Annotated in this window: 23 protein-coding genes; 18 read left to right on the top strand and 5 right to left on the bottom strand. The window is 61.4% G+C overall.

Annotated features, from left to right (window positions below):
* Positions 1 to 251 precede the first annotated feature (251 nt).
* The 4 genes from B5F98_RS03315 (at position 252) to galT (ending at position 5,221) form a co-directional block, all read left to right on the top strand.
* Complete coding sequence (locus B5F98_RS03315) at positions 252 to 1,310, top strand: LacI family DNA-binding transcriptional regulator (protein ID WP_087231184.1); 1,059 nt, start codon at positions 252 to 254, stop codon at positions 1,308 to 1,310.
* 82 nt (positions 1,311 to 1,392) lie between these two features.
* Positions 1,393 to 2,685, top strand: a complete 1,293-nt coding sequence (locus tag B5F98_RS03310; RefSeq protein ID WP_087231187.1) for a galactokinase family protein — start codon at positions 1,393 to 1,395, stop codon at positions 2,683 to 2,685.
* Positions 2,686 to 2,725: 40 nt separating this feature from the next.
* Positions 2,726 to 3,715 carry a UDP-glucose 4-epimerase GalE gene (gene galE / locus B5F98_RS03305; RefSeq protein WP_087369599.1) on the top strand — a complete coding sequence of 330 codons (990 nt, stop codon included), beginning with the start codon at positions 2,726 to 2,728 and terminating at the stop codon, positions 3,713 to 3,715.
* Between the two features lie 15 nt (positions 3,716 to 3,730).
* Positions 3,731 to 5,221 (top strand): UDP-glucose--hexose-1-phosphate uridylyltransferase, encoded by a 1,491-nt coding sequence (galT, locus tag B5F98_RS03300; RefSeq protein WP_087369598.1) that lies wholly within the window; start codon positions 3,731 to 3,733, stop codon positions 5,219 to 5,221.
* A gap of 633 nt (positions 5,222 to 5,854) precedes the next feature.
* On the opposite strand, the gene B5F98_RS03295 is transcribed toward galT, so the two are convergent.
* Positions 5,855 to 6,784 carry an inorganic phosphate transporter gene (locus B5F98_RS03295; RefSeq protein WP_087369597.1) on the bottom strand — a complete coding sequence of 310 codons (930 nt, stop codon included), beginning with the start codon at positions 6,782 to 6,784 and terminating at the stop codon, positions 5,855 to 5,857.
* A gap of 140 nt (positions 6,785 to 6,924) precedes the next feature.
* Between B5F98_RS03295 and B5F98_RS03290 the strand changes: the two genes are divergently transcribed.
* The 3 genes from B5F98_RS03290 to rpoD all read left to right on the top strand — a co-directional run bounded on the left by B5F98_RS03290 (position 6,925) and on the right by rpoD (position 11,225).
* On the top strand, positions 6,925 to 7,929 hold the full coding sequence (locus tag B5F98_RS03290; protein WP_087369596.1) for a deoxyguanosinetriphosphate triphosphohydrolase: 1,005 nt from the start codon (positions 6,925 to 6,927) through the stop codon (positions 7,927 to 7,929).
* A 198-nt stretch (positions 7,930 to 8,127) separates the two neighbouring features.
* Positions 8,128 to 9,906, top strand: coding sequence for a DNA primase (gene dnaG / locus B5F98_RS03285; RefSeq protein ID WP_087369595.1), 1,779 nt, complete (start codon positions 8,128 to 8,130; stop codon positions 9,904 to 9,906).
* A 5-nt stretch (positions 9,907 to 9,911) separates the two neighbouring features.
* Entirely contained in the window at positions 9,912 to 11,225 is a 1,314-nt protein-coding gene (gene rpoD, locus B5F98_RS03280) for an RNA polymerase sigma factor RpoD (RefSeq protein ID WP_087369594.1), read from the top strand.
* A gap of 68 nt (positions 11,226 to 11,293) precedes the next feature.
* Here the strand turns inward: rpoD and B5F98_RS03275 are convergent, their stop codons facing one another.
* The 4 genes from B5F98_RS03275 to B5F98_RS03255 all read right to left on the bottom strand — a co-directional run bounded on the left by B5F98_RS03275 (position 11,294) and on the right by B5F98_RS03255 (position 15,222).
* The gene (locus tag B5F98_RS03275; RefSeq protein ID WP_087369593.1) at positions 11,294 to 11,734 is read right to left on the bottom strand and encodes a hypothetical protein; all 441 of its coding nucleotides are present in this window, start codon (positions 11,732 to 11,734) and stop codon (positions 11,294 to 11,296) included.
* A 996-nt stretch (positions 11,735 to 12,730) separates the two neighbouring features.
* Positions 12,731 to 13,198: a hypothetical protein gene (locus tag B5F98_RS03265; RefSeq protein ID WP_087369591.1), complete on the bottom strand. Its 468-nt coding sequence runs from the start codon at positions 13,196 to 13,198 to the stop codon at positions 12,731 to 12,733.
* Positions 13,199 to 13,225: 27 nt separating this feature from the next.
* Entirely contained in the window at positions 13,226 to 14,308 is a 1,083-nt protein-coding gene (locus tag B5F98_RS03260) for a DUF3592 domain-containing protein (RefSeq protein ID WP_087369590.1), read from the bottom strand.
* Positions 14,309 to 14,322: 14 nt separating this feature from the next.
* A complete protein-coding gene (locus B5F98_RS03255) occupies positions 14,323 to 15,222 on the bottom strand; it encodes an RluA family pseudouridine synthase (RefSeq protein WP_087369589.1) in 900 nt (299 codons plus the stop codon).
* 131 nt (positions 15,223 to 15,353) lie between these two features.
* On the opposite strand from B5F98_RS03255, the gene B5F98_RS03250 reads away from it, so the two are divergent.
* The 11 genes from B5F98_RS03250 (at position 15,354) to uvrC (ending at position 26,051) form a co-directional block, all read left to right on the top strand.
* Positions 15,354 to 15,629: a YabP/YqfC family sporulation protein gene (locus tag B5F98_RS03250; protein ID WP_087231399.1), complete on the top strand. Its 276-nt coding sequence runs from the start codon at positions 15,354 to 15,356 to the stop codon at positions 15,627 to 15,629.
* A gap of 4 nt (positions 15,630 to 15,633) precedes the next feature.
* Positions 15,634 to 16,881, top strand: coding sequence for a sporulation protein YqfD (locus B5F98_RS03245; protein ID WP_087369588.1), 1,248 nt, complete (start codon positions 15,634 to 15,636; stop codon positions 16,879 to 16,881).
* Between the two features lie 3 nt (positions 16,882 to 16,884).
* Positions 16,885 to 17,901, top strand: a complete 1,017-nt coding sequence (locus B5F98_RS03240; RefSeq protein WP_087369587.1) for a PhoH family protein — start codon at positions 16,885 to 16,887, stop codon at positions 17,899 to 17,901.
* Positions 17,894 to 18,388: an rRNA maturation RNase YbeY gene (ybeY, locus tag B5F98_RS03235; RefSeq protein WP_087369586.1), complete on the top strand. Its 495-nt coding sequence runs from the start codon at positions 17,894 to 17,896 to the stop codon at positions 18,386 to 18,388. The genes B5F98_RS03240 and ybeY overlap by 8 nt, the downstream gene beginning before the upstream one ends.
* Positions 18,389 to 18,414: 26 nt before the next feature.
* A complete protein-coding gene (locus B5F98_RS03230) occupies positions 18,415 to 18,969 on the top strand; it encodes a hypothetical protein (protein WP_087369585.1) in 555 nt (184 codons plus the stop codon).
* A gap of 66 nt (positions 18,970 to 19,035) precedes the next feature.
* On the top strand, positions 19,036 to 19,932 hold the full coding sequence (gene era, locus B5F98_RS03225) for a GTPase Era (protein ID WP_087369584.1): 897 nt from the start codon (positions 19,036 to 19,038) through the stop codon (positions 19,930 to 19,932).
* A 170-nt stretch (positions 19,933 to 20,102) separates the two neighbouring features.
* Positions 20,103 to 20,603, top strand: a complete 501-nt coding sequence (locus B5F98_RS03220) for a GNAT family N-acetyltransferase (protein ID WP_087369583.1) — start codon at positions 20,103 to 20,105, stop codon at positions 20,601 to 20,603.
* A complete protein-coding gene (gene recO / locus B5F98_RS03215) occupies positions 20,594 to 21,370 on the top strand; it encodes a DNA repair protein RecO (RefSeq protein ID WP_087369582.1) in 777 nt (258 codons plus the stop codon). Before B5F98_RS03220 ends, recO begins: the two co-directional genes overlap by 10 nt.
* Positions 21,354 to 23,738, top strand: a complete 2,385-nt coding sequence (locus B5F98_RS03210) for an endonuclease MutS2 (protein WP_087369581.1) — start codon at positions 21,354 to 21,356, stop codon at positions 23,736 to 23,738. Before recO ends, B5F98_RS03210 begins: the two co-directional genes overlap by 17 nt.
* 168 nt (positions 23,739 to 23,906) lie before the next feature.
* A complete protein-coding gene (locus B5F98_RS03205; protein WP_087231242.1) occupies positions 23,907 to 24,170 on the top strand; it encodes an HPr family phosphocarrier protein in 264 nt (87 codons plus the stop codon).
* A gap of 60 nt (positions 24,171 to 24,230) precedes the next feature.
* Positions 24,231 to 26,051 (top strand): excinuclease ABC subunit UvrC, encoded by a 1,821-nt coding sequence (gene uvrC, locus B5F98_RS03200; RefSeq protein WP_087369580.1) that lies wholly within the window; start codon positions 24,231 to 24,233, stop codon positions 26,049 to 26,051.
* Position 26,052: the final 1 nt, after the last annotated feature.

Below are 26,052 nucleotides of genomic sequence, written 5' to 3'. Positions count from 1 at the left end.
GTGATAAAAATAGTATAGCGGAGCGGAGATAAATTTTCCACCGGTGACAGGGACATTTTTCGGCAGTTTGCAGACAATTTTCAGGGACACCGTGGGAAAGGGAATATCTTTGTTGTATGAAACCGACAAAGCAACCAGGGGAGAATCTGGAAAACCAGGAGGAAATCACGAATTCCTGTGAAAAGGTCATTGCCAACTGGGCAGAACAATGATAAAATAATTTTTACCGAAATAGAAAGGGGGCGGAGCCCATGGCAACGCTGAAAGAAATTGCACAGCGCACCGGCTACTCGCCCGCCACCATCTCCCGGATTTTGTCCGGTGATCCACAGCTTTCCGTCACCCCCGAGGCACGCCGGAAGGTATTGGAGGAGGCGGGGCGGCTGAACTACACCCAGACCAAGAGCAGACGGGGACGCACCCCCAAGGGCGTGCTGCGGGTTGGCATCGCAGAGATGCTCTCCCCGGTGCAGCAGTTGGACGACCCATATTACCTGTATTTGAGCGGATTTGTGCGCCAGCGCTGCCTGGACAAGCGATATACGGCAGTGGCCCTGGAAAACCGGGGCAGCGAGTTTGTGGTACCCACAGGAGGGGAGAAGCTGGACGGCATTGTGGCCATCGGCCTGTTTGAGCCCGACCAGATTCGGTCCCTGGCGGGACTGTGCCCCAACCTGGTGTTTGTGGACTCCTCTCCCCGGGAGAGCCAGCACGACTCGGTGGTTCTCAACTACTCCCTGGGCATTTCCCTGGCCTTGGAGCACCTGGAGAAGCTGGGACACCGGAAAATTGGCTTCATCGGCCCCGAGTGGAAGTACGACGACCTGCGCCAGCGGGCCCTGGAGACCCGGCGCAAGCTGTTTGTGGAACAGATGGAGCACCGGGGCGCTCTGCGCACCGAGTGGCTGCTGGACTGTCCCATGCAGACCGACGAGGCCGCCATGGCGGTGGAACAGTTCCTGGCCCGGGGTGGAGACCGCCCCACTGCCTTCATCGCCGCCAACGAAGAGGTGGCCATCGGTGCCGTGCGGGCCATGCGGGAGCTGAATATCTCGGTGCCGGAACAGATCTCGGTGGTGTCCTTTAACAACACCCCCCGGTCTGCCCTGTTGGACCCGCCCCTGACGTCCATCTCTGCCCATGTGGAGCAGATGGCCGCCACCGCGTTGGACCTGCTGCGCACCCGGGTACCCCTGCCCGGCCGGGAGGCGGAGCGCACCCTGCCCTTGAAAGTGGTGGTGCCCCCCACGATGATTGAGCGAAAGAGCACAACGACTCCCCGGGATTTTGTGCAAGACTCCAAAGAATAATTTGATCGGAAGAAATGGTTGAATTTTTAGTAAAATAAAAGTATACTTTTATCAACAACAAGAAATGGAGAGGTGAGAGGACATGCACGATTGCAACAAGCTCCTGGAGGAGCTGAAGGCGGGCCAGCTGGACGAGTCTCTGGCCCGTGTGTACGACCTGCACGACGGCGGCAAGGCCTTGGAGCAGGGGCGTGAGCGCAGCATTCATGTCACGGAAGAATTTATCAAGCTGTTTGGAAACCAGGCGGACGCAGGGCTGTACACCGGCCCCGGCCGCACCGAGATCTGCGGCAACCACACTGACCACCAGCGGGGGCGTGTGCTGGCCGCGGCTGTGGACCTGGACTTTTTGGTGTGCGCCGCCCCCAACGGCACCAATACCATCCGCTTTATGTCTGAGGGCTGGCACATGGTGGAGGTGAACCTGGACAACCTGGAGCCTGTGGAAGAGGAGAAGGAGGGCACTGCCGCTCTGGTGCGTGGCGTGGCCGCTGGCATTGCTCAGCGTGGCTACACCCCCGTGGGCTTCGACGCCTACGCCACCAGCAAGGTGCTGCCTGGCTCCGGCCTGTCCTCCTCCGCCGCCTGTGAGGTGACCATCGGGGTCATTCTCAACCACCTGGTGTGCGGGGATGCTCTGGACGCCGTGACTATCGCCCAGATTGGCCAGTATGCCGAGAACGTGTTCTTCGGCAAGCCCTGCGGCCTGATGGACCAGACCGCCTCCTCGGTGGGCGGCGCTGTGGCCATCGACTTTGCCGACACCGCCAACCCCGTGGTGCGTCCCATCCAGGTGGACCTGGCGGGCTACGGCCACGCCCTGTGCATCATTGACTCCGGCGCCGACCACGCCGACCTCACCGCGGAGTACGCCGCCATTCCCCAGGAGATGAAGGCGGTGGCCGCCTACTTTGGCTGCGAGGTGCTGCGGGAGGTGGACGAGAGCCGCATCTGGGCGGATATGCCCGGCCTGCGTAAGGCTGTGGGCGACCGGGCGGTGCTCCGTGCCCTGCACTTCTTCGCCGACGACCAGCGGGTGGCCCTGGAGGCCGACGCCCTGGAGCGTGGCGACTTTGACGCCTTCCTGAAGGTGGTGCAGCAGTCCGGGGAGTCCTCCTGGATGTACCTGCAAAACATTGCCCCCACCGGCGCTGTGGCCGAGCAGGCCATGGCGGTGGCTCTGGCCACGGCTGGCCACGCCCTCAAGGGCCGGGGCGCTTACCGGGTCCACGGCGGCGGCTTCGCCGGCACCATCCAGGCTTTCGTGCCTCTGGATATGCTGGACGAGTTCAAGACCACTGTGGAGTCCGTGCTGGGAACTGGCAGCTGCCATGTGCTCACCGTCCGTGCTGTGGGCGGCGCCGTGGTGTGCTGATGAAAATCAACTGAACTGAATAGAAAGGGAGCGAACTGTAATGGCTATTTTGGTTTTGGGTGGAGCTGGATACATCGGTTCTCACACCGTTTATGAGCTCATCGACGCAGGACGTGACGTGGTGGTGGCAGACAACCTGCTCACCGGCTTCAAGGAGGCCGTGCACCCCAAGGCCCGGTTCTATCAGCTGGACATCCGGGACCGTGGCGCTCTGGACACCCTGTTCCAGGCGGAGAACATCGAGGGCGTCATCCACTTTGCCGCCTCCTCCCAGGTGGGCGAGTCCATGTCCAACCCCCTGAAGTACTATGACAACAACCTCTACGGCACCATGGTGCTCCTCCAGTCCATGGTGGCCCATGGGGTGGATAAGATCGTGTTCTCCTCCACCGCCGCTACCTACGGCGAGCCAGAGTCTGTGCCCATTCTGGAGACCGACCGCGCCCAGCCCACCAACTGCTACGGCGAGACCAAGCTGTCCATGGAGCACATGATGAGCTGGGTGTCCAAGGCCCACGGCCTGCGCTATGTGGCTCTGCGCTACTTCAACGCCTGCGGCGCCCACGCCTCCGGCAAGATCGGCGAGGCCCACAACCCCGAGACCCACCTCATCCCCCTGATTCTCCAGGTGCCCAACGGCCAGCGGGAGAAGATCTCCGTCTTCGGCGACGACTATCCCACCCCCGATGGCACCTGCATCCGGGACTACATCCACGTCACCGACCTGGCCCAGGCCCACATCCTGGCTCTGGACTACCTGATGAAGGGCGGCGACAACAACGTCTTCAACCTGGGCAACGGTGTGGGCTTCTCCGTCAACGAGGTCATCGAGGTGGCCCGGGCCGTCACCGGACACCCCATCCCCGCTGAGGTCTCTCCCCGCCGGGCTGGCGACCCCGCCCAGCTCATCGCCTCCTCCGAGAAGGCCAAGAGCGTGCTGGGCTGGAAGCCTCAGTATGACGACCTGAACACCATCGTCTCCTCCGCCTGGAACTGGCACAAGGCCCATCCCCACGGCTACGAGAAGTAAGGGAGGGGCAGAGAGATGAACGAGGCCATTTCCAAGCTGATTACTTATGCGGTCCGCACCGGGCTCATTGAGCCCTGCGAGACCACCTGGGCCACCAATGCGGTGCTGGAGGTGCTGAAACTGGACAGCTACACCGACCCCGGACAGGAATGGGGGGACATCGACCTGGCCGCCGTGCTGGATGAGCTGCTGGACGATGCCTATGCCCGTGGGGTGCTGACCGAGAACTCCGTGGTGTACCGGGACCTCTTTGACACCGCCATCATGGGCGCCCTCACCCCCCGGCCCAGCCAGGTGCGGGCCAAGTTCCAGGCCCTGTACAACGAGGACCCGGAGAAGGCCACCGACTGGTACTACACCTTCTCCCAGGACACCAACTATATCCGCCGGGACCGCATTGCCAAGGACGTGCGGTGGAAGGCGGACACCGAGTACGGGGAGATGGACATCACCATCAACCTCTCCAAACCGGAGAAGGACCCCAAGGCCATTGCCGCCGCCCGCAATCTCCCCGCCTCCAACTATCCCCGCTGCCAGCTGTGCGCGGAGAATGAGGGCTATGCCGGACGGGTGAACCACCCCGCCCGCCAGAACCACCGCATTGTGCCCATCACCATCAACAATTCCCCCTGGTTCTTGCAGTACTCTCCCTATGTGTACTACAACGAGCACTGCATCTGCTTCAACCAGGAGCACACCCCCATGAAGATCGACCGGGCCTGCTTCGGAAAGCTCCTGGACTTCGTCCGTCAGTACCCCCACTACTTCGTGGGCTCCAACGCCGACCTGCCCATCGTGGGCGGCTCCATCCTGGCCCACGACCACTTCCAGGGCGGCCGCTACACCTTCGCCATGGCCACCGCTCCTGTGGAGACCCCCGTCACCTTTGCTGGGTACGAGGACGTCACCGCTGGCATCGTCAAGTGGCCCATGTCCGTCATCCGTATTTCCAGTGAGAACCCAGAGCGGCTGGTGGACCTGGCCGACAAGATTCTGCTCAGCTGGAGAGGGTACACCGACGAGGACGCCTTCATCTATGCTGAGACCGATGGGGAGCCCCACAACACCATCACCCCCATCGCCCGGATGCGGGACGGCAAGTATGAGCTGGACCTGGTGCTGCGCAACAACATCACCACCGAGGAGTATCCCCTGGGTGTGTATCATCCCCACCAGGAGCTCCACCACATCAAGAAGGAGAACATCGGCCTCATCGAGGTCATGGGTTTGGCCGTGCTGCCCGCCCGCCTGAAGGAGGAGCTGGCACAGGTGGCCGATTGCCTGGCCAACGGCGGCGACCTGCGTGCTCAGGAGACCACCGCCAAGCACGCCGACTGGGCGGAAGGCTTTAAGACCAAGTACGAGTCCATCACCCAGGACAACGCCTGGGACATCGTCCAGTACGAGACCGGCCTGGTGTTTGCCAAGGTGCTGGAGCACGCTGGCGTGTATAAGCGCACCGCTGAGGGCAAAGAGCAGTTCCTCAAGTTCATTGCACAGGTGTAAGACAACAAAACATGATCCCGAAGCTGCGGTTGTGGCTTCGGGATCTTTTGCTGTCTGGGAAGCCTGACTTTCCACCACGTCTCTTGTGCACACTTGCCAGCCTGGCAAGTACGCTCCGCTGGGCCCGATTTTTGAGCGGACAAAAATCGGGGAAAAACCCGCTTAGGGCGTTCCCCCCTAAGAACCTCCCTTGGGTCAGAAGACCTATGGCTCTGGATAAACGCCAACCGGCCCAGGGATAAGCTGATACTCCTGTGCCGCTGCATCCGCTGCCGCTCGACTTCCCAGGTTGGATAACACCTGCCTCAGAAGCACAGGGCCGGTGTTGGGTGTAAGATGACAGTTCCTGCCATGCACCGACGCTTTTGCCAAAGAAAAACTGCACTGCTACTTCGTAGGCATCAGCGGCAGCGGCGCAAGGAGCACAGGCTGTCCCAATACCTCAGCGGCGGTATGGGTTGCTCCGGCACCTGTCCCAAGTACCCCAGGGGGTTCCCAGGGGGAAAGCCTGGGCGATTCTTTCCCCGATTTCTCATCGCTGAGAAATCGGGCCCAGCGGAGCGTATACCACCAGGTTGGCAAGCCTAGGATATGGAAATGGTAGAAGAACAAACTCCCATCCCGGGTTTGCCCTCACCTCAACAGAAGGGCAAACCCATACCCCAACCCCATGCAGGCGGGAAAGGTGAGCACCCATACCAGCAGCAGCTGGGCCACCACCCCCGCCTTGGGATGAGGGGAGGCCCCGCAGATGGCGGCCACCTTGGCGTGGCTGGTGGACACGGGCAGACCCAATGCCGAGCACACCCCCAGCACCACCCCGGTGCCCAGATCGGCGGCCAGCCCCTGGGTGGGGGTGAGGTGGGCCAGCTCGTGGCCGATTTTCTCCACAATCCGCCGTCCTCCCAGCCCGGTGCCCAGGGCCATGGTGCAGGCGGTGAGCAGCAGCAGGATGAGGGGCGGCCGGGCGGCGCTCACCCCCTGGGCCATGAGGAGCAGAGCCAGAAACTTCTGCCCATCCTGGGCCCCGTGGAGAAAGGCGGTGAGGGCGGCGGCCCACCGCTGCCCCTGGATCGGGTTGTGGGGGATGCGGCCCAGCCCACGGCACACCGCCCGTCCTGCCACCACCCCGGCGGGGAGGGAGAGCAGCAGCCCCGCCCCCACCGCCGCCCAGGCGGATGGCTGGATGTCCGCCCCCAGGGCCAGGGCTGCCCCGGACAGCCCCGCCAGCAGCGCATGGCTCTCGCTGGTGGGCAGGCCAAACCGCCACGCCGCCACCCCCCACAAGATCACCGCCAAGAGCGCCCCACACAGCCCCGCCTGGGTGTCTTGGGGGGAGGAAAAGCGCACCAGATTTTCCATGGTGGCGGCCACGGCGGGGAAACACAGACAGGCCAGGGCCACCCCGGCAAAGTTGCACACCGCTGCCAGGGCCACGGCGGGGCGGAAGGACAGGGCCCCGGAGCCCACGGCGGTGGCAATGGCGTTGGGGGCGTCGGTCCAGCCGTTGACCAGAATGACGCATAGCACCAGAACGGGTAACAGGGCGGCGTGGATGGGCATGAGACATTCCTCCTTGCCATACCCTATGGAGGGGACAAGAGGGGTATGAAAAAAGTTTTCAAAAAATTTTGATAAAAAGAAGGATTCCCGCCAGATATGGAGTATATAGTGATAGGAAATATCGGATAGGAGGGGTGCAAATGGAAATTCGTACCTATGCCGAGGAGCTGGAGCGACAGATTCTCTCTCCCAGGGCCTGCTTGGCTGCCCAGTCCAAAGGGCGGGCGGTGGACATCCCTCCCTGTCCCATGCGCACCTGTTTTCAGCGGGATGTGGACCGGGTGGTGCACTCCAAGGCCTTTCGGCGGCTGATGCACAAGACCCAGGTATTCCTCCAGCCGGAGGGGGACCATTACCGCACCCGCATGACCCACACCCTGGAGGTGTCGGGGATTGCCCGGAGCATGGCCCGGGCGCTGGGGCTGAACCAGGACCTCACCGAGGCCGCCGCCTTGGCCCACGATTTGGGCCACACCCCCTTTGGCCACGCCGGAGAGCGGGCGCTGAGCCGGATGGTGGAGGGGGGCTTCCGCCACTATGAGCAGTCCCTGCGGGTGGTGGACCGCCTGGAGCGGGACGGCGCCGGGCTGAACCTGTGCTATGAGGTGCGGGACGGCATTCTCCGCCACACCACCGGACCCATGGCTCAGACCCTGGAGGGGCAGCTGGTGCGCTACGCCGACAAGATCGCCTACATCAACCACGACATTGACGACGCCATGCGGGGCGGCATCATCTACCCCACCGACATCCCCGTACACATCTCCCAGGTGCTGGGCTTCACCCACGGGGAGCGCATTGAGCGGCTGGTGCTGGACATTGTGGCCAATAGCCAGGAGGGAATGGAGATTCACCAGTCCCCGGAGGTGGCCAAGGCCATGGCAGAGCTGAAAAACTTCATGTTTGAGGCGGTGTACTTCAACCCCAAGGCAAAAGGGGAGGAGTCCAAGGCGGAGGACATGATCTGCCATATGTTTGAATACTACTGCAAGCACAACGACAAGCTCCCCTGTGAGTATCAGGACATTCTGGTGCGGGAGGGCGTGGAGCGGGCGGTCACCGACTACATTGCTGGCATGAGCGACGCCTACGCCGTGGAGAAATTCGAAGAGCTTTTTATCCCAATGCGGTGGATGATTAAATAACAGGGCAACACCGAACAATATCGTCTGCGCGCCTTTGCGGAAATTTTGCACCCATATTTCGTTGTGATTTTTTGCAATACACCAAGTATTGCTGCAAAACCACGCCTCATCTGGATGTAAAATTTACTCGCAAATTCGTCTTGCCGAATTGTGCGGTGTTACCCAGATAAAATATGGCTAGAATGGGGAGGTGAAACCATGGCCATACCGGAACAATTTTTGGACGAGCTGAGCAGTCGGCTCAACATTGTGGACGTGGTGTCCGCCTACGTCCCCCTCACCCGGAAGGGTGGCAACTACTGGGGCCTGTGTCCCTTCCACCGGGAAAAGACCCCCTCCTTCTCCGTCAATGAGAGCAAGCAGATTTTCCACTGCTTCGGCTGCGGCAAGGGGGGCGGTGCGGTGCGCTTTGTCATGGAGATGGAGAATCTTCCCTTCCCCGAGGCAGTGCGCAAGCTGGCTGCCCAGGCTGGCATGGAGGTGCCCGAGGACAACAGCAATGGTGCATGGCGGGAAAAACGCCAGCGCATTCTGGAGCTGAATAAAGAGGCCGCCCGGTTCTATCGCTCCATGCTCTCCCAGCCCGAAGGGGCCCAGGTGGCGGAGTATATCGCCAAAAAGCGGCGCATCAGCCCCAAGTTTTCCGCTCGGTTCGGCCTGGGAGCCGCCCCCAACGCCTGGGACCGTCTCATTTTGGCCATGCGGGAGAAGGGATACGACAAGGCCGACCTCATCGAGGCGGGCCTGGCGGTGGCGGGGAAAAACGGCGGCATTTATGATAAGTACCGAAACCGCCTCATGCTCCCGGTCATCGACGTGCGGGGCAACGTCATTGGCTTTACCAGCCGGGTGATGGACGATTCCACCCCCAAGTATTTGAACACCCCGGAGACCGCCATTTTCAAAAAGCGGTCCATTTTGTACGGCCTCAACTACGCCAAGAATACCAAACGGCCCAACATGATTCTGGTGGAGGGCAACATCGACGTCATCACCCTGCATCAGGCGGGCTTTGACAACACCATTGCCACCATGGGCACGGCTTTGACGGAAGAGCACATCCGCATTCTGGAAAAGTACACCCAGGAGCTGGTGCTGTGCTACGACAACGACAATGCGGGCGTGGACGCCACCCAGCGGGCCATCGCTCTGCTGAAAGGCTCCCAACTGCAAGTGAAGGTGCTCCAGCTGCCCCGTCGGCGGGACGACAGCGGCCAGCTGGTAAAGCAGGACGCCGACGACTTCATCAAGCATCAGGGGCCCGAAGTGTTTGAAGGACTGCTCCAGGGCTGTGCCAACTCGGTGGAATACCGTCTGGAGGAGGTGCGCCAGGGCTTTGACTTGAGCCAGGACGACCAGAAGGCCCAGTACTTACAGGCGGCGGCAGGTCTGGTGGCGGGCCTCAACAGCCCGGTGGAGCGGGAGATTTACGGAAACCGAGCCGCCGACGCCGCCGGCATCAGCCGGGAGGCCATGGCCCAGGAGGTGGAGCAGCAGCGCCGCCAAAAAGGGCGACAGGCCCGGCGACAGGAGGAGCGGCGCAGCCTCACTCCCACTCAGACCATTCAGCCCAAGCAGCGAGAGCTGCGCTACACCAATGTGCGCTCGGCCCTGGCCGAGGAGGGCGTGCTGCGGGTGGTGCTGCTGGACCCCAGTTATTTCCGGCAGCTGGAGGACTTACCTGCGTCCGATTTCTCGGCCCCTCTGCTGGGGCGGGCCTATGACCAGTTGCGGCAGCGGTGGCAGGCGGGCAAGCCGGTGAGCTTGGCGGCCCTGGACGGGGTGTTCACCCCCGAGGAGATGGACCACCTGTCCGCTGTGGTGCAGCAGCCCCAGCCCATGCACACCGCTCAGGCGGCCTTAGACGATTATAAGCAGACCATCCTTGCGCAACATCGCAAGGCAGACATACACAGCGGCCAGGACTTGGCCCAACTCAGAGACCTACTCAAACAGAAAAAAAGCTACGGAGGATGAAAACCATGAGTGAAAAGAAGAAAAACGGCAAGAAGCCCGAGGTGGCTTCCGGCATTAGCATGGTCAGCAAGGAGAAGTTCGAGAGCGCCAAGGCGGAACTGGTGAAGCTGGTGGACGGCATCCAGGGCGGTGAGCGCCTGGTGGAGCTGGTGGACGCTGGCTACAAGAAGGGCAAGCTGTCCTCCGGTGAGATGATGGAAGTGCTGGAGTCCATGAACCTGGAGAGCGAGCAGATGGACAAGATGTACGACATCATGGAGAACCTGGGCGTGGACGCCGCCGGGGAAGAGGACCTGATGCCCATCCTCAGCGAGGAGGACCTGCTGCCCCCCGCCGAGGAGATGGAGGACTTCAACGAGGAGGAGCTGGTGGACCCCAACACCCTGGTGGACTCCTTCGCCATCGACGACCCCGTGCGCATGTACCTCAAGGAGATCGGTAAGGTGGACCTGCTCTCTCCCGACCAGGAGATCGAGCTGGCCAAGGCCATGGCCGCTGGCAACCTGGCCAAGGAGCAGAAGGCCGAGCTGGAGAAGACCGGGGAGGAGCTGCCCGCCGAGGTGCTCCAGGAGCTGAACAAGAGCATCAAGGCCGGGGAGCGGGCCAAGCAGAAGCTGGCCGAGGCCAACCTGCGTCTGGTGGTGTCCATCGCCAAGCGGTATGTGGGCCGTGGTATGCTGTTCCTGGATTTGATTCAGGAGGGCAACCTGGGTCTGATCAAGGCGGTGGAGAAGTTCGACTACACCAAGGGCTACAAGTTCTCCACCTACGCCACCTGGTGGATTCGTCAGGCCATCACCCGTGCCATCGCCGACCAGGCCCGTACCATCCGCATCCCCGTGCACATGGTGGAGACCATCAACAAGGTCATCCGGGTCAACCGTCAGCTGCTCCAGGAGCTGGGCCACGACCCCACCCCCGAGGAGACCGCCGCTGAGATGAACATGCCCGTGGAGAAGGTGCGGGAGATTTTGAAGATCGCCCAGGAGCCCGTCTCCCTGGAAACCCCCATCGGCGAGGAGGAGGACAGCCATCTGGGCGACTTCATCCCCGACGAGGACGCCTCTGAGCCCTCCGAGGCCGCCTCGTTCACCCTGTTGAAGGAGCAGCTGGTGGACGTGCTGTCCACCCTCACCCCCCGAGAGGAGAAGGTGCTGAAGCTGCGCTTCGGCATTGAGGACGGCCGTACCCGCACCCTGGAGGAAGTGGGCAAGGAGTTCAACGTCACCCGGGAACGTATCCGTCAGATCGAGGCCAAGGCCCTGCGCAAGCTGCGACACCCCAGCCGCTCCAAGAAGCTGAAGGACTTTTTGAGCTAATTCAAATTACAAAAAGCCCCCGCCGTCTCCGCCCAAGTTTTGGGCAGAGACGGCGGGGTTTTTGTATGCTATGGGGCTGTGACACCGGGAACATAGGAGAGAATGATTTTCTTTTTCTGCCTGGCATAGCGTAGGGTGGCGGCAGCTCCGCCCCAGTTGTGGAGAACGTAAGACACCACCACCTGGGAGGCGTCCACCATCCACTGGTTGCGCTTGGGAATGGCAAGGTGAGGTGAAACCGACTCCAGAGGCGGATAGACGCTATAATCATAGCCGGAACCGTCCTTGTTCCAGTTGAGATAGGGCCGAACCAGAACCAGCTTTATGTCTGGATGGGTCTCTTTCTGTTTGCGCAGGACCCAGGCCGCCAATTCATCGAACGAGCCGTACCCGCCCAGATAAAAGGTGGTGGCGCCCTGCTCAATCAGGGCCTGTGTGACTTCAAACAGCCAGCTTTGCACAGATTTTTGATCTGAAATTTTGGCATGTCCACAAAAGGTTACGTTCATATAAATCCCCTCCTCATTATAGTGATTATAATCACTATAATGAAAAGTTTCAAGCCCCATATAATAGCCGCAGTGGGGTGATAAAATGCCAATTTCATTTGGCCCTATGCGGCAATTCATGGAGGACAATCACATATCCTATTATCGTTTGGCCAATGCTGGCATTGATGCCCAGACGTTACAGAGAATTCGACACGACAAGCCGATTACCACCGAGACTCTGGGAAAGTTGTGTTTCCTGTTGCAGTGTCAGCCGGGAGAGTTGGTGGAGTATGTTAGGGACGAATCAGACGCACCCAAGTAGAATATGGTTGATGATGAGCCACACATGTGAATTGCATGGTGGCTCTTTTTCTTGGAATAGGCTTGCCAGCCTGGCGGGGACGCTCCCCGCTGGGGGTTCCTTTTGCTCGGTCAAAAGGAACCAAAACCCGCTTAGGGCGTTCCCCCCTAAGTACCTCCCTGGGGTACGAGGCTGGAACTGCGTCAAGTTGGTGTTCGGCCCGTGACCCTTGCTGTGGCTCCTGTCACTGCCACCACACCAGGCCAACTTGGGCAACTGGCCCTATCACCAGGTGGTTTCCATGCCCGGGCCTACCTTGGCGCAGCGGCGTTGCCGCCGCCGGGAGTTAGGCTTCCGAGCGCTGGGAACAGCGGCGCACCAGGGTAAGGCCCTGGGGGTAGAAGAACATGCTAACATAGAAGTAAGTGCCGCCCATAGGACTGGTAAGCCATCTATGTGACCCCACCGGGCCAAGGGCCGAAAAGAGAAGGTTGCACCCTCCACCCAGTGCCGCGGGGTGGATTCCACAAGGCGGGGGAAGGCCCCGCCTTTGGCGGTCTTTGGTGACTTTCTGGCGGCAGAAAGTTACCCCAGCGGAGCGTCCCTGCCAGGGGCGCAGATTTGCGCCTAGAAAATTGGAGAACATCAATGTTCTCTTGTAAAATACAATAAGCAAAAGACAGGCGGTGAACATCACCGCCTGTCTTTCTATCTTATTCTTCCGCTTCCCAGTCCTCGTTTTCCTCCTCCAACTCAGGGTGGAAGGAGCGGAACTTGGAGAGCATGTACTCCACCGCCTCATCCTCTATGGGGTTGTAGAAGATGCGGACAGGAGACTTGCCCGGCAGCTGATAATAAAAGTATAGGGACTTTGTACCTCCGTCAAAGGCAGTCCAGGCCTTATCCAGCTCGCTGTAGCGGTAATAATGCCCGTTTCCCGGTCTGGTTTTGTGGTAAAAGCCATTCTTGCCCACCAGGAACTTCATGATGAACTGGCGATACAGCACCATCAACGTCATCACCAGCATGAACAGAGCAAACAGGCTCATAAAGAATACCGCCGGATTGTTGGCCAAAGCCAGCGCAATGGCGATACCGCCAGATATGACCAAGCCAATCAGGGGGAATACCACAGCAAAACCATCTTTCCCAATTTCATAGACCCATTTATCTTCTTCCATGTTCTTTCCTCCTTGAACGGTCCAAACTCATCGAGTGGTTCGGTTGGAATCCCGACGCACCTTCGCCGGAGCGGTGGCGGGCTTTTTTAAGCTCCAGGCCACCACACTCACACACCCCAGGCCCAAGGCCGTGGAGAGGGCCCCCAGCAGCGTTTTGCTTATGGGGACGGTTTCTCCGGTGCCCCCGCCTATGGAGTCCCGGGAGAACTGGGGAGAAGCCGGGTTATAGTACACCGAGATGGTGTCGCCCAGCCGCATAGAGGTGTCCGAGGTGGTGGAGTTCTGATAGGACGCACCGTTGACGGTATAGGAGTAGACGATATTGTAGGAATCGCCCTGGGTGGAGACGTTCACCACCGTGGCGGTGGTCTGGGTCCAACTGTTGTTCTGGGGGTTCAGACGCAGCATGGCCACGATGTGGGGGGAGAGCAGGTACAGCCCGATGCCCAGCAGCACAATCCCCAACAGCAGCAGCGGCAGAGGGGGAACCTTGCTGGGAGCGGCGGTGCGGGCTCGGGGGGGCACCGTGGGGCGAGTCGGCTCCTGGGCGTCCTGGTGCTGGGCCGCCGCAATGCGGGCCTTTAACACCTGAATCTCGTGGCTGAATTGCTCCTTCTGAAAGAAGAATTGTCGGGTGACCCCGGACCCATCGGTGAAGAAGAAGAGAAAGGCATAGGAATGGGGGGCTCTGCTGCCCTGGGCCCCACGGGGACGGTATACCCGCCGAACCTCTCGGCACTCCTTGATATCAGTGTAGCGGTAGTATTTACCGTTGAAGGGAGTGGTGCGAAGATAGAACCCCTGGGCGTCCATCTTCACCTGAAAGCACCGATAGCGCGCCGCCAAATAGACGAGGATACCCACCATGGCCACAGCGCCGATGCCGGAGAGAAGGGCCAGGGAATTCTTGTGGGCAGTCACGCTGTGCAGGAGGATGGGCAGCAGGAGGAAAACCAGCAGCGCCAAAATCACTCCTGCCAACACCAGATAGCTCTTGCCGTTGGGCCTTCCGGTGATTTCACACCGCTCAGGCTCAGGTTCTGTGGCGGTGGATTCCAGGCTTTGGTCCCGGGTCCGGACCTGCCTGGATGTGTCTTTGTATCTGTTCATGGCGTTTGCCCATCTCAGCGGAACACTCGGTTGAAGTCCCGAGGCATCTTGGCCTTGAAGGTGGTGGGCTGTCCAGTGGCGGGGTGGGTGAAGGACAGCTCGTTAGCGTGGAGGCACAGCCGCCCGATGGGGTTGGTGCGGGCGTCATACTGCTTGTCCCCGGCAATGGGACAGCCTCGCTCCTTCATGTGGACACGAATCTGGTTTTTCCGGCCAGTGTCAATGGAGATATCCAGCAGGGAGTAGCCAGAGCCGCTCTTGATGACCTCGTAGTTGGTGATGGCCTCCTTGGCCCCGGGGCCGGGGTCGCCGGAGAAGATCATGTGGGTCTTGGTCTCCACCAGGTAGGAGTGGATGGTGTCTCGCTCGGGGCGGGGGGTGCCTTCCACCACCGCCAGATAGCCCCGGCGGGTGACAATGTCGTTCCAACGGGACTGGAACAGCTCTTTGGTGGCCTCGTCCTTGGCGAACATCAGCACTCCGGAGGTGTCCCGGTCCAGACGGTGGATGACAAAAATGCGGTTGTCGATGTGCTGGCTCTTCACGTAGTCGGTGACCATGTGGTAGGCCGTGCGCACCTTCTCCTTCTCGTTGCCCACGCTCAAAAGCTTGGCGGGCTTGTTGACCACAATGAGGTGCTCATCCTCAAAGAGGATGGGGAAGGGGAGGGTGTCCTGCTTGGGGGCGGACACGGACAGGATGGTCACCACCTGGCCGGGGGCCAGGGGCGTGTCGAACTGGGAGGTGGGCTTGCCGTCCACCGTCACCAGCTTGCGGGAGAGCAGGGACTTGACGTTGTTGCGGCTCTTCCCCTTGAGGGTAGCCAGCAGAAAGGGAAGGAGCGTGGTGGGCTCGGCTACCGTGTAGCTGGGCTCCCGGCTCTTATCCCGGTATTTGGAGTTGTTTGGTTGCATGGATGTTGTACCGCCTTTTCTTCACATTTCTCTTTACTCTATCACAACCTGGGGCAAATGTCCACGTAAAATCCCATTGGGACAGGCAAGTGAAGGGCTGATGGTTCATAGAGTTTCCAGAGGTGATGGACATGGAGAAAAAGCAGAGCCTGTTGGAGCGGGCCTCCCGGCTGTTGGATGTGCCGGGGGATGTGTTGGCGGGGCTGCCCCGGCTGGAGCTCATCGGAGACGGGGAGCTGCGCATGGAGCCACACCGGGGAATTTTGGCCTATGGACCGGAGGAAATCCACATCTCTGCGGGCAAACTGCTGGTGATGGTGAAGGGGGAGGGGCTGGAGCTGCGGGCCATGAATCCCACCCAGCTGCTCATCACCGGGCGCATCACAGCGGTGGAGCTGACGAGGTGAGGGTATGAAAAAATGGTTCAACCTGCTGTTGGGTTACGCCGTCATCCAGGTGACCGGGGCCTATCCCGAGCGGTTTCTCAATCTGTGCGCCCAGAACCGCCGGGGCTTTTGGCGGCTTAAGTGGCCCGACGCCCACACGGTCCAGGTGCGGGTGCACCTGTCCGACCTGGAGGAGCTCAAGGAGCTGGCAGGGCGGTGCGGGTGCACCCTGGAGGTGCTCTCACGCCGGGGCGGCGTGGCCCAGGCCCAGCGGCTGTCCAAGCGGTGGGGATTTGTATTGGGGCTGGGGCTGTGCCTGGCGGCGGTGAGCATCCTCAGCCAGTTTGTGCTGGTGGTGGAGGTGGTGGGCAATGAGACGGTGCCCTCTGCGGTGATTCTCACCCAGTTGGAGCGGCTGGGGGTGCGTCCGGGGGTGTACGCTCCCTCCATTGCTCAGCGGGAGGTGGTCAACGAGGCCCTGATCTCCCTGCCCGAGCTGTCCTTTATGGCCATCAACCTCTACGGCACCCGGGTGGTGGTGCAGGTGGAGGAGGCCGACCCCCAGCCGGAGCTTCTGGACCAGTCCACCCCGGCGGACATTGTGGCCACCGCCGACGGCATCATTGAAGATATCCAGACTTCCGCAGGCCAGGCGCAATTTGTGGATGGTGACATTGTGGCCAAGGGGGAAGTGCTCATCAGCGGCACCATTCCCCTCTACCAGCAGAACCCGGAAAAACCCTACGCCGGGGACCTGGTGGTCCACGCCACCGGCACCGTCACCGCCCGCACCTGGCGCACCCTGGAGGAGCGTCTGCCCCTGACGGTGCCCACCAAAGTGTATGAGGAGGACACCCATACCGGGTACCGCCTGGGAATTTTGGGCCTGGAACTGGATTTTTTTGAAAAGAGTAGCATTTTCCCCGAAGGATATGATAAAATAACCAACACGGAGTTCCTGGAACTGGGCGGCTACACCTGGCCGGTGTGGTGGCAGACCACCACCTACCGGGGGTACACCGTCCAGCAGCAGCAGGTGGACCCACAGCAGGGAGAAGCGCTGTTGAAGGAATTGTTGCAGCAGCGGCTGGAGCAGCTGCTGGAGGTGGGAGACGGGGAGATTCTCCACCAGGACTTTGTCACCCGGGTAGAGGGGGCCACCCTGGTGGTGTCCATGGTGGCCGAGTGCCGGGAACAGATCGGCCGCACCGTGGAGCGCCCAGGTACCACCGGACACATAGAACCGGAAACCCAGAGTGGGGAGGAATCTTAACAAATGACAGAGCAGTGCATTAGCATTGAGCGTATGGAGGAGGCCATCAACCTCTTTGGCCTCTTTGATGAAAATATCCGCATCATCGAGCAGGAGCTGGGGGTCACGGTGGTAAACCGGGAGTCCAACCTGAAAATCTCCGGCGACGGGGAGGCGGTGATGTGGGCGGTGAAGGCGGTGCAGGGCCTTCTCTCCCTGTCCGCCAAGGGGGAGCCCATCAACCAGCAGAATGTGCGCTACATCATTGAGTTGGTGCGGGCGGGCAACGAGGGCAAGATCGCCCAGCTGGCGGGGGACGTGGTGTGCGTCACCGCCAAGGGCAAGCCCATCAAGGCCAAGACCGTGGGTCAGAAGAAGTATATTGACTCCATTAAAAACAACACCGTCACCCTGGGGGTGGGCCCCGCCGGTACCGGTAAGACCTACCTGGCGGTGGCCGCGGCGGTGGCCGCCTTCCGGGAAAAGCAGATCAACCGCATCATCCTCACCCGTCCGGCGGTGGAGGCCGGGGAGCGGCTGGGCTTCCTGCCCGGCGACTTGCAGTCCAAGGTGGACCCCTACCTGCGCCCCCTGTACGACGCCCTCTTTGACATGTTGGGGGCGGAGACCTATCAGAAGTACCTGGAGCGGGGCAACATCGAGGTGGCCCCTCTGGCCTACATGCGTGGCCGCACCCTGGACGACAGCTTTATCATCCTGGACGAGGCCCAGAACACCAGTCGGGAGCAGATGAAAATGTTCCTCACCCGTATGGGCTTCGGCTCCAAGGTGGTCATCACCGGCGACGTGACCCAGATTGACCTGCCCGCCGACAAGACCAGCGGCCTGAAGGAGGCTATGCGGGTGCTGCGTGGGGTGGAGGATATCGCCATCTGCCAGCTCACCGACCAGGACGTGGTGCGCCACGTCATTGTCCAGCGCATCATCAAGGCCTATGACGACTACTATCACGCCAACCAGCCCCCCAAGGACAAGGATAAGGGCGGCGACAAGCAGGGGAGGAGGAAGACCCATGGCTGACAAGCACCAGATCTCCATCTCCACCGAGGTGGAGGGGGCGGACACCGAGGAAACCTGTGCCCTCATCCGCTCCACCATTGCCACCGCTCTGGCCGCCCAGGGGGTGGAGGTGCCCTGCGAAATTGACGTGCTGCTCAGCGACGACGCGGGCATCCACGCCATCAATCTGGACATGCGAGGGGTGGACCGCCCCACCGACGTCCTGTCCTTCCCCATGTTCGACCTCACCCCCGGGGAGAAGCCCCAGGCGGATTGGGCTGACCCGGACAGCGGCTGTGTCCCCCTGGGGGATATGGTGCTGTCTCTGGAGCGGGTGGAGGCCCAGGCCCAGGAGTACGGTCACAGCCGGGAGCGGGAGCTCTCCTACCTGGTGGTGCACTCGGTGCTCCACCTGCTGGGCTACGACCACCTGGACGAGGGACCCCAGAAGGCCCAGATGCGGGAGCGGGAGGACGCCATTATGGAGGAAATTGGACTGACCCGATAACCAACGTGTGAAAAGGAGGCTGTACCATGAAGAGGTTGCTGATGTTATCCGCTGCCACCCTGTGCGCCGGGCTGCTTCTCACCGGGTGCACAGCCTTTATCAACAAAACCGAAGTGACCACGGAGGAGAAGGTCACCACCCTAAAGCCCGTTCAGACCCCAGAACCCGTGGGACAAACAGAGGTGTTTGACGCCCTGGCGGGAGAGAGCATTCTGGGTGTGGTGATTCTAAATCCCACCCAGGCGGAGCTGGACCTGGCGGGCAATGTGGACCAGGTGTACCCCGACCAGGAGTACGGCGAGTATATGCTCATTGTGCCCCGACTGCCGGGGAGCACCATCACCTTGCAGGAGATCTCCTACGATACGAACACCGGAGAGATCACCGACATCCAGGACGTGCACACCACCAGCGGCCCCGAACCCGTGTCCATGCTGGTGCAGCAGGACATTCCCGAGGGCTTTCCCACCCTGCGGGTGGTCATTGAGGCCGACGGCCGCACCGGAATCTATGAGTTGAGCTATTACGGCAAAGGGGACGGACGGCGGGACTTCTATGTCATGTGGGATAGAGAGAATTAAATTCTCTTCCAAATAAAACTGGCTATGTTCAATGCCAATACCAAAGAAAGTTGAGGATCATCTACTATGTCTCAGATCAAGAAAAGCGGAATTATCACCATCGTGGGCCGCCCCAACGTGGGCAAGTCCACCCTGACCAACACCCTGGTGGGGGAGAAGATCGCCATTGTCTCCTCCAAGCCCCAGACCACCCGTAACCGCATCTGTGCGGTGTTGAACCGGGGAGACACTCAGTTCGTCTTTGTGGACACCCCCGGCCTGCACAAGGCCCGCACCCGCCTAGGCGACTACATGGTGAAGGTGGTGCGCCAGTCCGTGGCGGACGTGGACGGCGTGATGCTGCTGGTGGAGCCGGTGGACCGCATCGGCCCCGCCGAGGAGGAGCTCATCGGCCGCATCAAGGCCCTGGGCGCCCCCGCCGTGCTGGTCATCAATAAGATTGACACCATCGAGAAGGAAAAGCTGCTGTCTGTGATGGCCGTGTATGGCGCCGCCCACAACTGGGACGCCGTCATGCCCATTTCCGCAAAAACCGGGGAGGGTGTGGAAGAACTGCTGGACCTGCTGGCCAAGTGGATTCCCGAGGGACCCCAGCTGTTCCCCGACGATGTGGTCACCGACCAGCCCGAGCGGCAGATCATGGCGGAGATCGTCCGGGAGAAGCTGCTGCGCAACCTGGACCAGGAGATTCCCCACGGCACCGCCGTGGAGGTGACCCGATTCACCCAGCGGGACGACGATATCATCGACTGCCACGTCACCATCTACTGTGAGAAGGACTCCCACAAGGGCATCATCATCGGCAAGAAGGGCTCCATGCTCAAGAAGATCTCCACCCAGGCCCGGGAGGACATGGAGGCCTTTATGGGGGCCAAGGTGTACCTGGAAACTTGGGTGAAGGTGAAAGAAAACTGGAGAGACAATATTAATCTTATCCACAATTTTGGCTATACTGAGGAGTAAAAATTCCCAGTTATAAACGAACACATCCCCTCTCACCCTAAAGGGTAGAAAGGGGATGTGAAGCGTGAAGCCATTGGGGAACTGGGAGCTGTTTTGGAAGACCGGGCTGCCCGAGGCGTGGCTCATGACCCGCTGGGAGCGCCCGGAGACGGAGAAAGAAGGAAAGACCAATGCTCAAACGTGTCACCCAGGTGGAGCCGGAGACGGTGCGCCGTCTGGTGGACCTCTACCGGGAGTCCATGGACCAACTGGCACGCCATTTTGAATCGCCCCAGGCCATGGAACAGGCTTATGAAGAGTTTTTGAAAGAATTTGTCACCCACCACCGCCAGATGGTGCTGGTGGAGGAAGTGGACGGCGTGTGGGTCAGTGCCCTGCGCTGCGTAGAGAGTGCCCCGGGGGTGTGGTTCCTGGAGGCCCTGGAGACCGCTCCCCAGGCCCGAGGCAAGGGCTGGGCCAAACAGCTGATAAAGCACACCCAGGAGCTGCTCACGGGGCAGGGAGCGGGTGAGCTGTTCAGCCTGGTCTCCCCCCGAAATGCCCCCTCCATCGCCACCCATGTGGCCCGCGGCTTTGTGGCCACGGATCGCCAACCCATCAACGGCTGGGGAGAGGAGGAGCCGGGCATGATTGTGTATGCCTGGCAATCGGAGGACACCCCATGTACCTGACCACCACAGCCCTGGTCCTGCGGGAAGTGGAGTACAAGGACTCGGATAAGTTGCTCACCGTGCTCACCCCGGAGCAGGGCAAGCTCACCCTGTCTGCCCGGGGCGTGCGCAAGAAAAAGGATGCCACCGCCGCCGCCTGCCAAGTGCTGACCTGGGCCGAGTTCACCCTCTCCCAGCGCCAGGGCCGCTGGCAGGTGAAGGAGGCGGTGACCCAGCGGGCCTTTCGTGGGGTGCGGGAGGACTTGGACAAGCTGGCCTTGGGCAGCTATTTTGCCCAGGTCACCGAGACTCTGTGCGAGGGGGAGCAGCCCGAGCCGGAGCTGCTGGCCCTCACTCTCAACGCCCTCCATGCCCTGGATGAGATGTCCGTGTCCCTCACCCAGGTGAAGACCGCCTTTGAGTGGAAGGCCATGGCCCTGGCGGGCTATGAGCCCATGGTGGGAGAGTGCGGGGTGTGCGGCTGCGAGACCCCGGAGGCCCCCTGCCTCCACCTGCGGGAAGGGGTACTCCACTGCAAGGGGTGCCGGGAGAAGCTGGGGGAGGGAGTGTCCATGCCTCTGACCGGGGCGGCTCTGGCGGCCCTGCGATACATCATGTGGGGCAACCCCAAGCGGCTGTTCTCCTTTACGCTGGACAAACCGTCCCTTAGAAAGCTGGCGGACGCCTCCGAGGCCTATCTCATGACCCAGTTGGAACGAGGATTTCATACCCTGGACTTCTATAAGTCCTTGCATACGGAGACTATGACATATGACAGAACTACTTGAAAAATCCATACAGACCCTGGAACTGCCGCGGGTGCTGGCCATGCTGGCTGACGAGGCGGTGACCGAGGAGGGCAAGGAGACCTGCCGCAAGGTGCGACCTCAGACGGTGGTGTCCGACGTGTCCCGGCTGCAAAAGCAGACCTCGGCCGCCTTTCAAATGCTGGTCAAGCACGGCACACCCTCCTTTTCCGGGGTGCGCCCGGTGGCCGCTGCCTTGCAGCGGGCGGACCGGGGCGGCGCATTGAACACCCGGGAGCTGCTGGACATCGCCCAGGTGCTGCGCTGCGCCCGCAATGTGCGGGAGTACGGAGTGGGGGAGAGCACGGAAAAGACCGTGTTGGACGGCTATTTCCACAGCTTGTCCCCCAACCGCTTTTTGGAGGAGAAAATCAGCGGCTCCATCCTCAGCGAGGATGAGATCGCCGACTCCGCTTCCCCCGAGCTGGCGGACATCCGCCGCCACATCCGGGCGGCGGCGGGGAAGGTGCGGGACGTGCTCAACCGCCTCATCTCCTCCAACCAGTCCAAGTATTTGCAGGAGTCCATCATCACCATGCGGGGTGGCCGCTACGTGGTGCCGGTGAAGAGCGAGCACAAAAACGAGATTCCCGGCCTGGTCCACGATGTGTCCGGCTCCGGCGGCACCTTCTTCATCGAGCCCATGGGGGTGGTCAACGCCAACAATGAGCTGCGAGAGCTGCAAATGAAGGAGCAGAAGGAGATCGAGCGCATTCTGGCGGAGCTGTCCGCCGACTGTGCCGGGTTCCGGGAGGGCATCGAGGACAACTACCGCACCCTCATCGCCCTGGACGTGATCTTCGCCCGGGCCAAGCTGTCCACCCACATGGGGGGCATGGAGCCGGTGTTGGGGGACTACATTGAGCTGAAAAAAGCCCGCCACCCCCTGCTGGACCCCAAGACTGCCGTGCACAACGACCTGTACTTGGGCCGTGACTTTGACACCCTGGTCATCACCGGTCCCAACACCGGTGGTAAGACGGTGACCTTGAAGACTCTGGGCCTCTTGACCCTCATGGCCCAGTGCGGCCTCCACATCCCCGCCATGGACGGGTCCACCATTCGGGTGTGCTCGGCGGTGCTGGCGGACATTGGCGACGAGCAGTCCATTGACCAGTCCCTGTCCACCTTCTCCTCCCACATGGTGAACATTGTGGCCATGCTGGAGCAGCTGGATGAGGACACCCTGGTGCTCTTCGACGAGTTGGGGGCGGGCACCGACCCGGTGGAGGGCGCCGCTCTGGCCGCCGCCATCATCGAGTCCGCCCGTCAGCTGGGGGCCCGTGTGGCCGCCACCACCCATTACGCCGAGTTGAAGGTGTACGCCATGACCACCCAGGGGGTAGAGAACGCCTCCTGTGAGTTCAACGTGGACACCCTGGCCCCCACCTACCGGGTGCTCATCGGTATCCCCGGCAAGTCCAACGCCTTTGCCATCTCCCGCCGCCTGGGGCTGCCCGACTACATCATCCAGCGGGCCGCCGACCGGATTGATGCGGAAAACGTCCGCTTTGAGGATGTCATCAGCCAGCTGGAGAGCCAGCGCCAGGCCATGGAGCGGGAGAAGGAGAAGGCCCAGGAGCTGCGCCGGGAGATGGAGCGCACCAAGGCCGAGGCGGACCACTACCGGGAGCGCATCGAGGAGGAGCGGCGGAAGGCCACCGAGAAGGCTCAGGCCGAGGCCCGTGCCATCATCCAGGAGGCCCGGGACACCGCCGATGCCGTGTTTAAGGAGCTCAACGCCATGCGCCGCCGCCAGGAGAAGGCCCGCGAGTGGGTGGACGACAACCAGCAGCGCTCCGACCTGCGCCGCACCCTCAACGAGGCGGAGAACGCCCTGGGCGCCAAGGGCGAGGAGCTGGAGGCTCCCGCACCCACCCGCCCGGCGGTGGTGGGAGACATGGTGGAGGTGCTGAAAACCCACACCCAGGCCCAGGTGGTGGGGGTGAACAAGGACGGCACCCTCCAGCTCCAGGCGGGTATTTTGAAGCTCAAGGCCAAGCAGGACGAGGTGCGGGTGCTGGAAGAGGCCACCGCCCGCCACAAGCAGAGCCAGAAGGACAAGGCCCGCAAAGCCACCGTCACCCGCCCCTTCCGGGCCGCTGCCGCCAAGGCGGAGCTGGACCTGCGGGGTATGATGGTGGACGAGGCCCTGGCCGCTGTGGACATGTTCCTGGACAACGCCCTCATGGGCAAGCTGGAGACGGTAACCATCATCCACGGCAAGGGCACCGGCGCTTTGCGCAAGGCAGTGCGGGAGCACCTCAAGCACAGCCGATATGTGAAATCTGCCCGCCCTGGTGCATATGGTGAAGGAGAGGACGGCGTCACCGTGGTGACCATGAAATAACCAAGGAACGGGTGAATCGTACTTTTCACCAAACGGACCGCTGCGATTTGTACAAAATGCTGTTGACGTTACTTGCCAAATTTGGTATGCTAGGAATGCAAAATATTTTCGGGGAAAGCGCGGGATAGTACTCCCCCAATCCAAGCAAGAATATGGAGGGAATCTCTTATGGTAACGAAAGAGACTGTTGTGAACAACCAGGTTGGCCTGCACGCTCGTCCGGCCACCTTCTTTATCCAGAAAGCCAATGAATTCAAGAGCTCCGTGTGGGTGGAAAAGGAAGAGCGCCGTGTCAACGCCAAGAGCCTGCTGGGCGTGCTCTCTCTGGGCATCGTGAAGGGCACCGCCATCACCCTCATCGCCGACGGCCCCGACGAGGAGGAGGCTGTCAACGCTCTGGTGGAGCTGATCAACTCCGATTTTTCTGAGTAAGCCAGACAAATAGATGAAAGCGCCGCAATTTGCGGCGCTTTTTTCGTGGGGAGGGTATCTATGACCTTTGAAGAGCTGCGGGACAAGGCCCACGCACTGCCGTTAAAGCCCGGGGTGTATATCATGCAAAACGCCGCCAGTGAAGTGATCTACGTGGGCAAGGCCAAGGCGCTGAAAAACCGGGTGAGCCAGTATTTCCAGGACCAGAGCCGCCACAATGAAAAGACCCGGGCCATGGTCTCCCAGATCCACCACTTTGACGTCATTGTGGTGGCCACGGAGTTCGAGGCCCTGGTGCTGGAGTGCGCCCTCATCAAGCGCCACCAGCCCCGGTACAACATTCTGCTCAAGGACAGCAAGGGCTACCCCTATATCCGCCTCAGCGTTCAGGAGGAGTACCCCCAGTTCTCCCTCACCTCCAAGGTGGCCCGGGACGGGGCCCGATATTTCGGTCCCTACGGCACCCGGGGGGCCAGCCAGGGCATCATCGACGCCCTGCTCTCCGCCCTGCGCCTGCCTACCTGCAAGCGGAAGTTCCCCCGGGACATCGGCAAGGAGCGCCCCTGCCTGAACTTCCACATGGGCACCTGTGACGGCTATTGCCGCGCCGATATGGACCAGAGCCAGTACCGGGCCAACATGGACAAGGCGGTGCAGCTGCTGGAGGGCAAGCTGGACCAGGTGGTGGCGGAGTGGACCGGGGAGATGGAACAGGCCGCCGAGGACCTGCGCTTTGAAAAGGCCGCCCAGTACCGGGACCGCATCCGGGCGGTGCAGCTGCTGGCCAAGCGGCAGAAGGCGGTGGTGGGCTCTCTGGCGGACACCGACGTGGTGGGCTACCACCGGGGCGAGGCCAAGAGCTGTTTTGTGGTGCTCCACTATGTGGACGGCGAGCTGGCGGCCAAGGACTGGCAGCTGCTGCCCCTGCCCATGGAGGAGGACGAGGGGGAGAGCGTGGCCACATTGACCGCCCAGTATTACCAGGGCCGCCAGGCCCTGCCCCGGCAGATTCTCCTCCCCCTGGACTTTGACGGCCAGGTGGAGCTGGCCCGGATGCTCACCCAGGCGGTGGGCCGGAAGGTGGAGCTGCTCACCCCCCAGCGAGGGGCCAAAACCGAGCTGGTGGCCATGGCCAACCAAAACGCCGCCGAGGAGGTGCAGCGGGCCACCTCCGCCCAGGAGCGCACCTCCAAACTCATGGAGGCCCTGGGGCGGCTGTTGGGGCTGGCAAAGCCTCCACACCGCATGGAGGCCTTTGACATCTCCAACAGCGGTAACGCGGACATCGTGGCCTCCATGACGGTGCACGTGGACGGCAGGCCTCTGAAACGGGACTACCGCCACTTCACCCTCAAGGGGCTGGAGCACGCCGACGACTACGCCTCCATGGAGCAGGTCATTTCCCGCCGCTTCCGGCGGTATCTGGACGGGGACGAGAAGTTTGGGGAGATGCCCGACGTGCTGCTCATAGACGGCGGCGTGGGACAGGTGCGGGCGGCGGCCTCTGCCCTGAAAGAGCTGGGCCTCAGCATCCCCATCTTCGGCATGGTCAAAGACGACCGACACCGCACCCGGGCCCTGGTGGACGGGGAGGGGCAGGAGATCGGCTTGCAGCAAAACCAGGCCCTCTTTGCCCTCATTGGCCGCATCCAGGAGGAGACCCACCGCTTTGCCATAGAATTTATGCGCTCTAGGCAGGGCAAGCGGATGAAGGGCTCGGTGCTGGACGAGATTGCCGGGGTGGGCCCCACCCGCAAGACCGCTTTGCTCCGCCATTTTAAAAGCATTAAGGCCATTCGAGGAGCCTCGGTGGAGCAGCTGCGAGAAGTGGTGCCTCAAAACGCCGCCCAGGCGGTATATGACTATTTTCATAAGGAGTGAG

Origin of the sequence: Pseudoflavonifractor sp. An44 (assembly GCF_002161675.1) — a bacterium.
Taxonomy (GTDB): domain Bacteria; phylum Bacillota; class Clostridia; order Oscillospirales; family Oscillospiraceae; genus Enterenecus; species Enterenecus faecium.
Note: the sequence above shows the minus strand (reverse complement) of the source record. Positions and strands in the feature narration are given on the sequence as shown.